The sequence below is a fragment of the Kitasatospora sp. GP82 genome (genome assembly GCF_029892105.1).
GTDB lineage: Bacteria > Actinomycetota > Actinomycetes > Streptomycetales > Streptomycetaceae > Kitasatospora.
The window spans coordinates 1-13315 of sequence record NZ_JARZAJ010000025.1 but is presented as its reverse complement, the minus strand read 5'-3'; the positions used below and the strand labels follow the sequence as shown (position 1 = coordinate 13315).

Here is a 13315-nt window from a genome sequence, read left to right as displayed (position 1 = left end):
ACCGGCCAGGCTTGACGGCGTACCCCGCCGAGAGGAGCCAGCCGTGGCCGTGTCCGTCGTCATCGCCGGCGAGGCCGGCTTCTGGGTGGTGCTGGTCCTCGCCCTGGCAACCCGCTATCTGCTCGGGTGGCGGCGGGTCGGCACGGCCCTGCTGCTGGCCGTGCCGCTGATCGACCTGATCGTGCTCGGCGCCACCGTGCTCGACCTTCGGCACGGTGCGCCCGCAGAGTGGGCGCACGGCCTGGGCGCGGCGTACGTCGGTTTCTCGGTCGCCTACGGGCACTACCTCGTCCGGTGGGCCGACGCCCACGCCGCCCACCGCCTCGCCGGCGGTCCGGCCCCCGTGAAGCCTCCGAAGTACGGGGCCGCCCGGGCCGCGCACGAGTGGAGGATCTTCGCCCGTACCCTGGTCGGCGCGGCGATCACCGCCGCCCTGATCGCCGGCATGATCGCCCTGGTCGACGACACCGCCCGGACCGCCGCCCTCACCCGCTGGTACGGCACCATGGCCTGGGTCACCGGCATCAGCCTGGTCGTCGCCGCCAGCTACACCGTCTTCCCCAAGCGCCGCTGACGGCCTACCGGTTCTCCCCCGGCACCCACAGCACGTCGCCCCGCTCCTTGTTGGCCACCCTCGCCAGGATGAACAGCAGGTCCGACAGCCGGTTCAGGTACTTCGCCGTGAGCGGGTTCACCGTCTCCCCGTGCGCCTCGATCGCCGCCCAGGTCGACCGCTCGGCCCGGCGCACCACCGTGCACGCCAGGTGCAGGTGGGCCGCCCCCGGCGTGCCCCCGGGCAGGATGAAGCTGCGCAGCTTCTCCACCTGCTCCAGATAGTGGTCGCAGTCGCCCTCCAGCCGGTCGACATAGCTCTGCAGCACCCGCAGCGGAGGGTACTTGGGGTTCTCGACCACCGGCGTCGAGAGGTCCGCCCCCACATCGAAGAGATCGTTCTGCACCCGCGTCAGCACCGCCACCACGTCCTCGGGCAGTGCCCCGGCCGCGATGGCCACTCCGAGCGCCGCGTTGGCCTCGTTGGCATCGGCGTACGCGATCAGCCGGGGGTCGGTCTTGGTCGTACGGCTCATGTCACCGAGCGCGGTGGTGCCGTCGTCGCCGGTACGGGTGTAGATACGCGTGAGATTGACCATGCGCCGCAGCCTACTCAGCCCTCGCGCGGCTCACCCGCGATCACGCAAGGAGGGAAACCGAACAAAACCACCCGAAAGGGTGATCCAGGATCACGCGACGTTGAAGCACCCCTGACCCGGGGGTGCGTCGCTACGCGACGTTGACCCGCCCTCACCCTCCGGGCGGGGGGACCCCCGACCGAGGGTCCGTCGCTACGCGACGTTGACCCGCCCCCACCCTCCGGGCGGGGGGACCCCCGACCGAGGGTCCGTCGCTACGCGACGTTGACCCTCTGCCCGGGCGGGGCCGCCTCCAGCCAGGCGAGGAAGCCGGTGAGGGCATCCTCGCTCATGGCGAGTTCGAGGGGGGCGCCGTTGTGGAGACATCGCAGGACCACGGAGCCGGAGAGGAGGGCGAGTTCCTCCTGGCCCTCGGGGTAGCGGCGGCCGAGGACCTCGATCTCGCGGCGCGGGAGGATCTTGCGGGGGCGCGGGGCGTAGGAGAAGACCCGGAACCACTCGATCGAGTCACCGCTGTAGCGGCCGATACCAAAAACCCACCCTTTGCCGTCTGCCCCGGACTTCTGCGGGGTGGAGGCTGGGGTGGGTCTGCCGTTCTCGTCGAGGTCGGGCTGTGTGGAGGCGTCGGCCGGCATTTTGAGGCGGTAGCTGCAGTCGAACGTTCCGCCGACGTGCTGGATCACTCGGCGTCGAACCGCGAAGGCGACGAGTCCGATCACCCCCAGGGCCACGACCGCTGCACACACCACAAGGGCGAGGACCATGCTCACCGACCTCCTCGCTGACCTGCGTTCCCCGTATCGGTCGTATCAAGCGACCGCACTTACCTACCAACTGATACGACAGTCCCGGGGTCACGCTCTCGCGTCCCCGGGACCGTCGGTCGACCCGACAATTCGGGTCAATTCTCGCTTCAGACGAGCTTGTGCCCGCCGAGTGCACCGGCCGCAACGAGGCGGACCTCGGCGCGGCGCTCGGCGTGGGCGTCGAGCTCGCTCTTCGCGTTCTCCAGTGCCCGCTCGGCACGGGCGACATCAATCTCGTCCGCCAGCTCGGCAATCTCCGCGAGCAGAGACAGCTTGTTGTCGGCGAAGGAGATGAAGCCACCGTGCACAGCGGCGACGACGGTGCCGCCATCGGTGGTGCGGATGGTGACCGGACCGGACTCCAGCACGCTCAGTACCGGGGTGTGGCCCGGCATGATGCCGGTGTCACCGGAGGCCGTACGGGCGACAACGATGGTGGCCGCACCGGACCACACCTTGCGGTCGGCTGCGACCAGCTCGACGTGCAGCTCAGCCAACGTGGGCTCCTAGGCTCTTGCCGGGAAATCGGGGCGGGCCCGATTACTCGGCAGTTTCGGTAAGAATAACGGGCCCGTGCCCCCGAAAAGAAACAAAGGACACGGAGATGACCGGGATCACAGCCGTTTGCGCCGTGAGGGGTGGTCCCCAGGATGCGGGGACCACCCCTCACGGTCAGTCAGCCATCAGTCGGCCGGGAGATTACTTCTTCGCCAGCTCGGCGGCGTTCTTCTCGAGGTCCTCGATGCCACCGCACATGAAGAAGGCCTGCTCCGGGACGGCGTCGTACTTGCCGTCCGCGATCGCGTTGAACGCCTCGATGGTCTCCGACAGCGGAACGGTCGAGCCGTCGACGCCGGTGAACTGCTTCGCCACGTAGGTGTTCTGCGAGAGGAAGCGCTCGATACGGCGGGCGCGGTGGACGGTGATCTTGTCCTCCTCGCTCAGCTCGTCGATACCGAGGATCGCGATGATGTCCTGCAGGTCCTTGTACTTCTGCAGGATCCCCTTGATACGGAGGGCCGTGTCGTAGTGGCTCTGCGCGATGTACCGGGGGTCCAGGATGCGGGACGAGGAGTCCAGCGGGTCCACGGCCGGGTAGATGCCCTTCTCCGAGATCGGACGGGAGAGAACCGTCGTCGCGTCGAGGTGGGCGAAGGTGGTGGCCGGGGCCGGGTCGGTCAGGTCGTCCGCGGGGACGTAGATCGCCTGCATGGAGGTGATCGAGTGACCGCGGGTCGAGGTGATGCGCTCCTGGAGGAGACCCATCTCGTCGGCCAGGTTCGGCTGGTAACCCACCGCGGAGGGCATACGGCCGAGCAGGGTCGACACCTCGGAACCGGCCTGGGTGAACCGGAAGATGTTGTCGATGAAGAGGAGCACGTCCTGCTTCTCGACGTCACGGAAGTACTCCGCCATGGTCAGCGCGGAGAGCGCGACACGCAGACGGGTGCCCGGCGGCTCGTCCATCTGGCCGAAGACCAGCGCGGTCTTGTCCAGAACGCCCGAGTCGACCATCTCGTGGATGAGGTCGTTACCCTCACGGGTGCGCTCACCGACACCGGCGAAGACCGACACACCACCGAAGTTCTCGGCGACGCGGTAGATCATCTCCTGGATGAGGACGGTCTTGCCGACGCCGGCGCCACCGAACAGGCCGATCTTGCCACCCACGACGTACGGGGTGAGCAGGTCGATGACCTTGATGCCGGTCTCGAACATCTCGGTCTTGGACTCGAGGTCCTTGAAGTCCGGCGCCTTGCGGTGGATCGGCCAGCGGGTCGTCACCTGGGCGTTGAACTCGTCCTGGTCGGCGTTCAGCACGTCGCCGAGGGCGTTGAAGACCTTGCCCTTGGTGATCTGGCCGACCGGGACGGAGATCGCCGCACCGGTGTCGGTCACGGTGGCACCGCGGACCAGGCCGTCGGTCGGCTGCATCGAGATGCCGCGGACGACGCCGTCACCGAGGTGCTGGGCGACCTCGAGGGTCAGGATCTTCTTGCCCGAGCCGTCGGGGTTGTCCACCTCGACGTGCAGGGCGTTGAACATGTTCGGAATCGCGTCGACGGGGAACTCCACGTCGACGACCGGGCCGATGACCCGCGCGACGCGGCCCGTCGCCGTGGTCGGCTCAACAGTGGTGGTCATTCTCATTCGCTCCCCGCGCTAGCGTCGGCCAGCGCATTGGCGCCACCGACGATCTCGCTGATTTCCTGGGTGATCTCGGCCTGGCGGGCCGAGTTGGCAAGCCGCGTCAGCGACTTGATGAGCTCGCCCGCGTTGTCGGTCGCGGACTTCATCGCGCGCCGACGGGCGGCGTGCTCCGAGGCGGCCGACTGCAGCAGCGCGTTGTAGATCCGGCTCTCGACGTAGCGCGGCAGCAGGGCGTCCAGGACGCCCTCGGCCGACGGCTCGAAGTCGTAGAGCGGGAAGATCTCGTGCTTGGCCTTCGACTCGTCGCTGAGCTGGACCTCGTCCAGCTTCAGCGGCAGCAGCCGAGCCGTCACCGCGGTCTGAGTCAGCATGGACTCGAACTTGGTGGAGACCAGGTGCAGTTCGTCCACGCCGCCGGTCTCGGCCACGAACGCCTCGATGAGATCGCTCGCCACGGCCTTCGCGTCACCGTACGTCGGCTTGTCGGAGAAGCCCGTCCACGACCCCGTGACCTCAAGCTCACGGAAGTTGTAGTACGAGACACCCTTGCGCCCGACGATGTACGTCACCACGTCCTTGCCCTCTTCGCGGAGCTGCGCGGAGAGCGCGGCCGCCTGCTTGATGGCGTTGGTCGAGTAACCGCCCGCCAGACCACGGTCGGCCGTGATCAGCAGGACCGCGGCGCGCGAGGCACCCGGCTTCTCGGTGGTGAGCGGGTGCTTGGCGTTGGACCGGGTGGCCACCGCCGTCACCGCCCTGGTGAGCTCATCGGCGTACGGAGTGGAGGCGGCCACCGCGCGCTGCGCCTTGACGATGCGCGACGCGGAGATCATCTCCATCGCCTTGGTGATCTTCTTCGTCGCGGTGACAGAGCGGATCCGGCGCTTGTAGACCCGAAGCTGTGCTCCCATGGGTCGCTACGTCCTTTCCCTCGCTACCGGACTCAGGCCTGCTCGCCGAGCAGCTTGCCGTCGGCGGTGGTGAAGCCCAGCTTGAAGGACTTGATCGCCTCGGTCAGCGCGTCGATGGTGCCGTCCTCCAGCTTGGAGGTCTCGACGATCGCGGCCAGCAGGTCCTTCTTCTCGATGCGCAGGTGGTCCAGGAACTCGCGCTCGAAACGACGGATGTCGGCGACCGGGACGTCGTCCAGCTTGCCGGTGGTGCCGGCCCAGATGGAGACGACCTGCTCCTCGATCGGGAACGGCTGGTACTGGCCCTGCTTCAGCAGCTCGACCATGCGGGCACCGCGCTCCAGCTGGGCCTTGGAGGCCGCGTCCAGGTCGGAACCGAAGGCGGCGAACGCCTCCAGCTCACGGTACTGGGCGAGGTCCAGGCGCAGGCGGCCGGCGACCGACTTCATGGCCTTGATCTGGGCGGAGCCACCGACACGGGAGACCGAGATACCGACGTTCACGGCCGGGCGGATGCCGGCGTTGAACAGGTCGGACTCCAGGAAGCACTGGCCGTCGGTGATGGAGATGACGTTGGTCGGGATGTACGCCGAGACGTCGTTGGCCTTGGTCTCGATGATCGGCAGACCGGTCATCGAGCCGGCGCCCAGCTCGTCGGAGAGCTTGGCGCAGCGCTCCAGCAGGCGGGAGTGCAGGTAGAAGACGTCACCCGGGTAGGCCTCGCGGCCCGGCGGGCGGCGCAGCAGCAGGGAGACGGAGCGGTAGGCCTCGGCCTGCTTCGACAGGTCGTCGAAGATGATCAGGACGTGCTTGCCGTCGTACATCCACTCCTGGCCGATGGCCGAACCGGTGTACGGGGCGAGGTACTTGAAGCCGGCCGGGTCGGAGGCGGGAGCAGCCACGATGGTGGTGTACTCCAGCGCGCCGGCCTCCTCCAGGGCGCCGCGGACGGACGCGATGGTGGAGCCCTTCTGGCCGATGGCGACGTAGATGCAGCGGACCTGCTTCTTCGGGTCGCCGGAGCGCCAGTTGTCCTTCTGGTTGATGATCGTGTCGATCGCCACCGCGGTCTTGCCGGTCTGGCGGTCGCCGATGATCAGCTGACGCTGGCCGCGGCCGATCGGGGTCATGGCGTCGATGGCCTTGATGCCGGTCTGCATCGGCTCGTGGACCGACTTGCGGACCATGACGCCGGGGGCCTGCAGCTCCAGGGCGCGGCGGCCGGAGGAGGCGATCTCGCCCAGGCCGTCGATCGGGTTGCCCAGCGGGTCCACGACGCGGCCGAGGTAGCCCTCGCCGACCGGGACGGAGAGGACCTCGCCGGTGCGACGCACCGTCTGGCCCTCCTCGATGCCGCCGAACTCACCGAGGATGACGACACCGATCTCGCGGCTGTCGAGGTTCAGCGCGAGGCCGAGGGTGCCGTCCTCGAACTTCAGCAGCTCGTTGGCCATGACCGAGGGCAGGCCCTCGACATGGGCGATACCGTCTGCCGCGTCAGTGACCGTGCCGACCTCTTCACGCGAGGCGGCGTCCGGCTGGTACGACTGGACAAAGTCGGCCAGCGCGTCCCGGATTTCCTCCGGACGGATCGTAAGCTCCGCCATCAGGCTTCCCTGCTCTCCTAGTTTGCGATCCTCGGCCCGCCATTGAGGGCCGCAAGTACTCGACTCTCGGCCGGGTCGTATGAACCGGCCGTACGATTTACCGACTCTTCTGAGTCGGCGCCCGACCGAGGGTCGGATGTGCTGGTGCTCAGCCTTCGAGGGCCTGGCGAGCGCCTTCGAGGCGGCTCGACACGGTGCCGTCGATGATCTCGTCACCGATCTGCACCCGGACACCGCCAAGGACCTCGGGGTCGATGTCGATGTTCAGGTGCACCTGGCGGCCGTACAGTCCGGCGAGGGCAGCGGCAAGCCGCTCCTTCTGACCGTCCGACAGCGGAACGGCGGTGGTGACCAGGGCCACCACACGGCCACGCCGGGCGGCAGCGAGCTTGGAGTAGGACTCCAGGCCCTGCTCCAGGCTACGGCCGCGCGGGTTGGTGACCAGGGACGTGACCAGGCGGACGGTCCCCGGGTTGGCGCGGCCGCCGAGCAGCTTCTTGATCAGCGCCGCCTTCTCGGCAGCACCGGCCTTCGGCTCGGTGAGCGCGGCCCGCAGCTCGTGCGAACCGGCGACCACACGACCGAAGCGGAACAGCTCGTCCTCGACGTCGTCCAGCGAGCCGGCCTTCTCCGCCGCGATGATCTCGGCGTAGGCGGCAAGCTCCTCGGTCGCGTCCACCAGGTCACGGGAACCGGACCAACGGGACCGGACCAGGCCGGAGACCAGGTCGACCGTCTCGCCGGAGACCTGGCCGGACAGCAGCGAGGCGACCAGCTGGGCCTTGTCCTGGCCCGACCGCGAGGGGTCGGTCAGCACTCGGCGCAGCGAGACCTCACGGTCCAGCAGGGCGGTGACAGCGGCGAGTTCCTCGGCGAGCTTGGCCGAGTCCACCGAAGTGTTGTCGGTCAGGCTCTCCAGGTTCTCGCGACCGGCGGCCAGGGCCTCGCGGCTGGCGCCGATCACTTGGCAGCACCCTGGGCAACGGCGGCCTTGGCCTCCAGGTCGTCCAGGAAGCGGTCGATCACACCGCTCTGCCGGGCGACGTCCTCAAGGGACTCACCCACGATGCGGGACGCCAGCTGAGAGGCGAGCGAACCCACGTCCTGGCGCAGGGCGGCAGTCGCCTGCTTCTTGTCGGCCTCGATCTGGGCGTGACCGGCGGCGACGATCGCGTCGCGCTGGCGCTGGCCCTCCTCGCGCATCTCGGCGATCAGGACAGCGCCCTGCTCGCGAGAGTGCTCGGTGATGCGAGCGGCCTCGTGACGTGCCTCGGCGAGCTCGGCGCGGTACTGCTCGAGCAGTGCCTGGGCCTCGGCCTGGGCGGTCTGCGCACGCTCCATGCCGCCCTCGATGGCATCCCGGCGCTCCGACAGCACCTTCTCGATGCTGGGGAGGAGCTTCTTGCCGAGGAGACCGAAGACGATGAAGAAGCAGAGCAGGCCGATGATGATCTCGGGCGTCGCGGGGAGGAGAGGGTTCATCTTCTCCTCCGCCGCGATCTGAGCCACGATGCTCATATCTGGACCTTCCTCGAAAGGGTCTACGGCTTCAGGATTACTTGTTGCCGAAGACGAACGGCATGACGATGCCGATGAGGGCGAGCGCCTCGGTCAGCGCGAAGCCGATGAACATGTTGGAGCGGATGAGGCCGGCAGCCTCGGGCTGACGGGCCATGGCCTGGACGCCGTTGCCGAAGATGAGACCGACACCGATGCCGGGGCCGATCGCAGCAAGGCCGTAGCCGATGGAGGCGACGGAACCGTAGACGTTGCCGTCAGCGAGGATGCTCATTCCAGTTGTCCTTTGCAGGGTGGTGAACCGGCGGTGATTGGCCACCGGGCGTTCGGGGGTGGTTCGGGTGGGCCGAGGCCCTGGCTCAGTGCGCTTCTTCCAGAGCACCGGCGATGTAGCTGCTGGCCAGCATCACGAAGATGTAGGCCTGCAGGAACTGGACCAGCAGCTCGAAGGCGGTGAGGGCGACGGCCACCACGAAGGAGGCGCTGCCGTAGAGCGCGCCGAGGCTCGGGCTGAGCAGGTACCAGGAGGCGATGGAGAACATCACGATCAGCAGGTGGCCGGCGAACATGTTCGCGAAGGCTCGGACCGCGAGCGTGAAGGGGCGCACGAAGATGTTCGAGAAGAACTCGATCGGCACCAGGATGAACATGACCCAGCCGGGGATGCCCGAGGGCCAGCAAAGGTTCTTCAGACCGCCGACGAAGCCGTGCTTCTTGAAGGTCAGCGTCATGTAGGTGATCCAGACGACGGCCGCGAGGCCCGCCGGGAACGCGATCGCCGCCGTCACAGGGAACTGTGCGAACGGGATGATCGACATGATGTTCATGATCCAGATGAAGAAGAACATCGAGACCAGCATCGGGACGTACTTCTCGCCCTTTTTGCCGATCGTCTCCAGCACGATGCTGCGCTTGACGAAGTCGTAGCCGATCTCGCCGACGAGCTGCAGCTTGCCGGGGAGGAGCTTCGGCTTGGCGAAGGCCGCCCAGAAGAAGCCCACCACCAGCAGAGCTGCGAGGATCGAGAGCAACATCGGCTTGTTGAAGTCGACGCCGCCGACCGAGAAGATCGGCTTGAAGTCGAACTCGTTCAGGCCGGGGGCCGGGAAGCCGCAACCGGAGAACAGGTGGCACCCGGCCTCAGAGGCGAGCTGCGTCTTTACGTCAGCACCCACCACAGACTCCTTCGTCATGACGCATGGTTACGGCAACCTCGGTGTGTCGGCGTGGCCTTGGGCCACGGAGCGGCACTGGAACTAGTTGGGTTTCTCGCCGGCCCGGCGCTGCGTCCGACGACGCTGCGGAGCCTTCGAAGACTTCACGAGTCCGGGGGGCGATCCGTCCGAGAATCGGAGGGACCTGGCCGCATCCCGCACTCCGGTGTTGCGACGGACGATAGCAGTCCGTCAGTACCGCATAAACACCGCCCCCCTCGGCAGGGGGACAGCCGGCGCCTGTCACGGTTGACGACCCGACTGCGACTCCTTCTTGTCACCGGAGTCGGTCTGGACGTAGTAGATCTTCGCCTTCATCGCGGCACGCACCTGGAAGCCCGTCCAGATCAGGGCGCAGCCGAGCAGCGTGAAACCGAAGGTCGGATGGTCGAAGAAGGAGAGCCGCTTGCCGATCGCCAGCACGATGCCCACCAGCAGGATCTGCGTCGTGTAGACGAGCAGCCCGCCGGCCATCAGCATCTGCGGGTTGTTCCTGGTCAGCCGGTCGAGAGCGACCTGCCCCGAGGCGAAGAACAGCATCACGAGGACAGTGGCGAGAAGTGCGCCGACCAGCCCCTTCGATCCCACCAGCGCAGTGGAGATCGCAAGGGCGACAACTCCGGCGGCCGCAGTGGGGATTGCGGCGCCACGGAGGGAGATCCGGGCGTCGTGGGACGGCATGTCGGCAGCTCCGGCGGCATGTCGGTGAAAAAACGGGGACGGGCACAGGTTACGCGGTGGTGACACCACACCGAGAACGTCCGCCGGAGTCCGGCCGCTCGACAGCGAGACCGTCGAGGAAGACCGACCAGGGACGGAAGTCCTACACCTGTCAGGTCTTTCGGCGTGCTCTCGGTACTCGTGAACGGTATCACAAACTATTTGATTAGAGCTTTACCATGCAGGTGTGGCGCCTGTCACACCGATGGCCCAGCGGTGCCACCTTACGGGTGACGGGAGTTGACGGAGTATCAGATCCCGCCGGGTCAGCTCCGGCGCTCGCCGTGGCTGCCGACCGCGGTGGCGCCGCTGCCGATCCGGCCGAGCAGCTCCTTGTCGTCGGCGGAGAGCTCCGCCATCGCCGGCAGCTCCACCTCGGCCTCGGCGGCCGGCGCCTTGCGGTAGCGCGGCGGGACGAACGCCTGTACCGCGCGCGGCGCGTGCGGACGGAAGCGCGGCATCAGCAGCACCACGATGCCGACCAAACAGAGCCCCGCGATGCTCAGCACCACCGCCCGGCCCGTGGCCGGGATCGAGAAGGCGACGGTGCCGAAGGCGATCACCATGGCCCAGAAGTACATGATCAGCACGGCCCGGCTGTGCGAGTGGCCGACCTCCAGCAGACGGTGGTGCAGGTGCTGCTTGTCGGCGGCGAACGGCGACTTGCCTGCCCAGGTGCGGCGCACCACGGCCAGCAGCAGGTCGGCCAGCGGCAGCGCGATCACCGTCAGCGGCAGCAGCAGCGGGATGTAGATCGGCACCAGTGCGTGCACGGTGCTGGTCTGCGAACCCGTCCGGTCGGTGATCAGGTCGGGGTCGACACGACCCGTGATGGAGATGGCGGCCACGGCGAGCATCAGGCCGAGCATCATCGAGCCCGAGTCGCCCATGAAGATCCGCGCCGGGTGCAGGTTGTGCGGCAGGAAGCCCAGGCACATACCGATCAGCACCGCGCTGAACAGCACGGCGGGGGCGGCGTCGTTGATGCCGTAGCCGTACCAGAGCCGGTACGAGTAGAGGAAGAAGGCCGTCGCCGCGATGCAGACCATGCCGGCCGCCAGGCCGTCCAGGCCGTCGATGAAGTTCACCGCGTTCACCATGACGACGACCAGGGTGACCGAGATGATCATGCCCAGGGTCGGGCTGACCGAGACGGTGCCGACACCGGGGACGGGGAACGAGATCACCGTCACGCCCTGCCAGACCATCACACCGCCGGCGATCATCTGACCGCCGAGCTTCACCAGGGCGTCCACGCCCCACTTGTCGTCCAGCACACCGAGGATCCACATGATCCCGGCGCCCGAGAGCAGCGCCCTGACATCGGCGGTCTGGATGAACAGATGGCCCAGGTTGGTCAGTTGCGAGGCCACCAGCAACCCGGCCAGGAGTCCGCCGAACATCGCGAGCCCGCCGAGCCGGGGCGTCGGCTCGCGGTGCACATCGCGCTCACGGACGGCCGGCATCGCGCCCGCGACAATGGCGAACTTCCGCACGGGGCCGGTCAACAGGTAGGTGACGGCCGCCGTGACGAACAGCACCAGCAGATACTCACGCACCACTGGCCTCCAGCGCGACGGTCCGACGGTCGAGTACCGAGGGTACTGCCGTGATTGTCAGGGGTTCGAGGTGCGTCGCCACGGTGCACACCTTATTGAGTTGGACGAGCCCCGTGTGCATCGCGGTTCGCCTTACGGGGGATTTGGTCGTCGCTCATCGGGTGAGCGGCGCTCTCAGCGCCTCCCGAAGGCGGCCGCGAGCTCCCGTACCCGCTCACCGATCCGGGGGTCGGGGCCGCTGGTCAACAGGCGCCCGATCAAGGCGCCGACCTCGCTGAGTTCGCTCCTGCCCATGCCCTGGGCCGCCACCGCCCCGGTACCGAGGCGGATGCCGGAAGCCTCGGTGACGGGAGCCTGGTCGTACGGGAGCGCGCACTTGCCGAGCATCAGCTGGGCGGCCGCACAGCGGAGCTCGGCCTCGCGGCCGGTCAGACCGAGCGGGCTGACGTCGGCGGTCACCAGGTGGGTGTCGGTGCCGCCGGTCAGCGGCGGTGCTCCGGCCTCGGCCAGCGCCCCGGCCAGGACGCGCGCGCCGTCCACCGCCCGTTGCAGGTACTCCCCGAAGGCCGGGGTACCCGCCTCGGCGAAGGCCACCGCCTTGGCCGCGACCTCGTTCATCGCGGCCCCGCCCTGGCTGAACGGGAACACCGCGCGGTCCACCCGCTCTGCCAGCTCCGCCGAGCAGAGCAGCAGACCGCCGCGCGGACCGCGCAGCAGCTTGTGGGTGGCGGCGACGGTCACATCCGCGTACGGCACCGGCGAGGGCGCCACTCCCCCGGCGATCAGTCCGGTGACCTGCGCGACGGAGGCGATCAGATAGGCGTCCACCTCGTCCGCGATCTTCCGGAACTCGGCCCAGTCGATGTGTCTCGGGTAGGAGATGCCACCCGCGACGATCGCCTTCGGGCGGTGCAGCCTGGCCAGCTCGCGCACCTGGCCGAGATCAATCAGCTGGTCGTCCTCGCGCACGCCGTAGCCGATGAAGTCGAACCAGCGGCCGGAGAAGTTGGCCCGAGAACCGCAGCTGAGGTGGCCGCCGTGCTGCAACGACATCGCGAGCACCACGTCACCGGGCTTCAGCAGCGCCGCATACGCCGCGAGCATCGCCGAAGTCCCGGACCGGGGCTGGACATTGGCGTGCTCGGCGGCGAACAGCTGCTTGGCCCGGTCGATCGCCAGCAGCTCGGCGGCGTCCGCGAGGGCGCAGCCCGAGTGGTGGCGGTGGCCGGGGTAGCCCTCGGCGTACTTGTCGATCAGCGGCCCGGTCAGGGCCGAGAGCACCGCCGGACTGGTCAGGTTCTCCCCTGCCAGCAGTTGCAGGCTCTCGGCCCGGCGGGCGGCCTCGGCGGCCAGCAGATCGGCCAACTGGGGATCGGCCTGCCTCAGGGCCTCGGCGGCCTCCCAGTGCACCTCGGTGGCATCGGTGACGGTCATGGCAGCGCTCCCGGGCAGCGGCGGGCGGATTCCCTCCAGCGTAGGACCGCCCCCGTCTCCAGGCCCGTCGACGCGATCGCCGATACCCCGTCAGAGGCACCATCGGGATTCCCAGGGCCAACGGCGAGCTTTCCCAGGGGCAACGGTGAGCCTTACAGGGGCCCGGGGAACCACAGCGGCCCCAGCGGCAGAGGCCGGCCTTACAGGGGCCCGGGGAACCACAGCGGCCCCAGCGGCAGAGGCC

Annotated in this window: 14 protein-coding genes; 1 reads left to right on the top strand and 13 read right to left on the bottom strand. The window is 68.3% G+C overall.

Going from position 1 to position 13315, the window contains the following annotated elements:
- The first annotated feature begins 43 nt into the window (after positions 1–43).
- On the top strand, positions 44–574 hold the full coding sequence (locus P3T39_RS24565; protein ID WP_280701093.1) for a hypothetical protein: 531 nt from the start codon (positions 44–46) through the stop codon (positions 572–574).
- A 4-nt stretch (positions 575–578) separates the two neighbouring features.
- Here the strand turns inward: P3T39_RS24565 and P3T39_RS24560 are convergent, their stop codons facing one another.
- From P3T39_RS24560 to P3T39_RS24500, 13 genes are all read right to left on the bottom strand, one after another.
- Positions 579–1151, bottom strand: coding sequence for a cob(I)yrinic acid a,c-diamide adenosyltransferase (locus tag P3T39_RS24560; RefSeq protein WP_280701092.1), 573 nt, complete (start codon positions 1149–1151; stop codon positions 579–581).
- 254 nt (positions 1152–1405) lie between these two features.
- Positions 1406–1915 carry a DUF2550 domain-containing protein gene (locus P3T39_RS24555; RefSeq protein WP_280701091.1) on the bottom strand — a complete coding sequence of 170 codons (510 nt, stop codon included), beginning with the start codon at positions 1913–1915 and terminating at the stop codon, positions 1406–1408.
- 149 nt (positions 1916–2064) lie between these two features.
- On the bottom strand, positions 2065–2454 hold the full coding sequence (locus P3T39_RS24550) for a F0F1 ATP synthase subunit epsilon (RefSeq protein WP_280701090.1): 390 nt from the start codon (positions 2452–2454) through the stop codon (positions 2065–2067).
- A gap of 202 nt (positions 2455–2656) precedes the next feature.
- Positions 2657–4102 carry a F0F1 ATP synthase subunit beta gene (atpD, locus tag P3T39_RS24545; protein WP_280701089.1) on the bottom strand — a complete coding sequence of 482 codons (1446 nt, stop codon included), beginning with the start codon at positions 4100–4102 and terminating at the stop codon, positions 2657–2659.
- A 2-nt stretch (positions 4103–4104) separates the two neighbouring features.
- Positions 4105–5019 (bottom strand): F0F1 ATP synthase subunit gamma, encoded by a 915-nt coding sequence (locus P3T39_RS24540; protein ID WP_280701088.1) that lies wholly within the window; start codon positions 5017–5019, stop codon positions 4105–4107.
- A gap of 32 nt (positions 5020–5051) precedes the next feature.
- Complete coding sequence (gene atpA, locus P3T39_RS24535) at positions 5052–6626, bottom strand: F0F1 ATP synthase subunit alpha (protein WP_280701087.1); 1575 nt, start codon at positions 6624–6626, stop codon at positions 5052–5054.
- A 148-nt stretch (positions 6627–6774) separates the two neighbouring features.
- Positions 6775–7590: a F0F1 ATP synthase subunit delta gene (locus tag P3T39_RS24530; protein WP_280701086.1), complete on the bottom strand. Its 816-nt coding sequence runs from the start codon at positions 7588–7590 to the stop codon at positions 6775–6777.
- The gene (locus P3T39_RS24525; RefSeq protein WP_280701085.1) at positions 7587–8144 is read right to left on the bottom strand and encodes a F0F1 ATP synthase subunit B; all 558 of its coding nucleotides are present in this window, start codon (positions 8142–8144) and stop codon (positions 7587–7589) included. Before P3T39_RS24525 ends, P3T39_RS24530 begins: the two co-directional genes overlap by 4 nt.
- Before the next feature lie 37 nt (positions 8145–8181).
- Positions 8182–8418, bottom strand: coding sequence for an ATP synthase F0 subunit C (atpE, locus tag P3T39_RS24520; protein WP_280701084.1), 237 nt, complete (start codon positions 8416–8418; stop codon positions 8182–8184).
- An 85-nt stretch (positions 8419–8503) separates the two neighbouring features.
- The gene (atpB, locus tag P3T39_RS24515; protein WP_280701083.1) at positions 8504–9337 is read right to left on the bottom strand and encodes a F0F1 ATP synthase subunit A; all 834 of its coding nucleotides are present in this window, start codon (positions 9335–9337) and stop codon (positions 8504–8506) included.
- A 264-nt stretch (positions 9338–9601) separates the two neighbouring features.
- Positions 9602–10039: a hypothetical protein gene (locus P3T39_RS24510; protein ID WP_280701082.1), complete on the bottom strand. Its 438-nt coding sequence runs from the start codon at positions 10037–10039 to the stop codon at positions 9602–9604.
- A gap of 305 nt (positions 10040–10344) precedes the next feature.
- Positions 10345–11637 (bottom strand): MraY family glycosyltransferase, encoded by a 1293-nt coding sequence (locus P3T39_RS24505; RefSeq protein WP_280701081.1) that lies wholly within the window; start codon positions 11635–11637, stop codon positions 10345–10347.
- A gap of 174 nt (positions 11638–11811) precedes the next feature.
- Positions 11812–13071: a serine hydroxymethyltransferase gene (locus P3T39_RS24500; protein ID WP_280701080.1), complete on the bottom strand. Its 1260-nt coding sequence runs from the start codon at positions 13069–13071 to the stop codon at positions 11812–11814.
- Positions 13072–13315 lie beyond the last annotated feature (244 nt).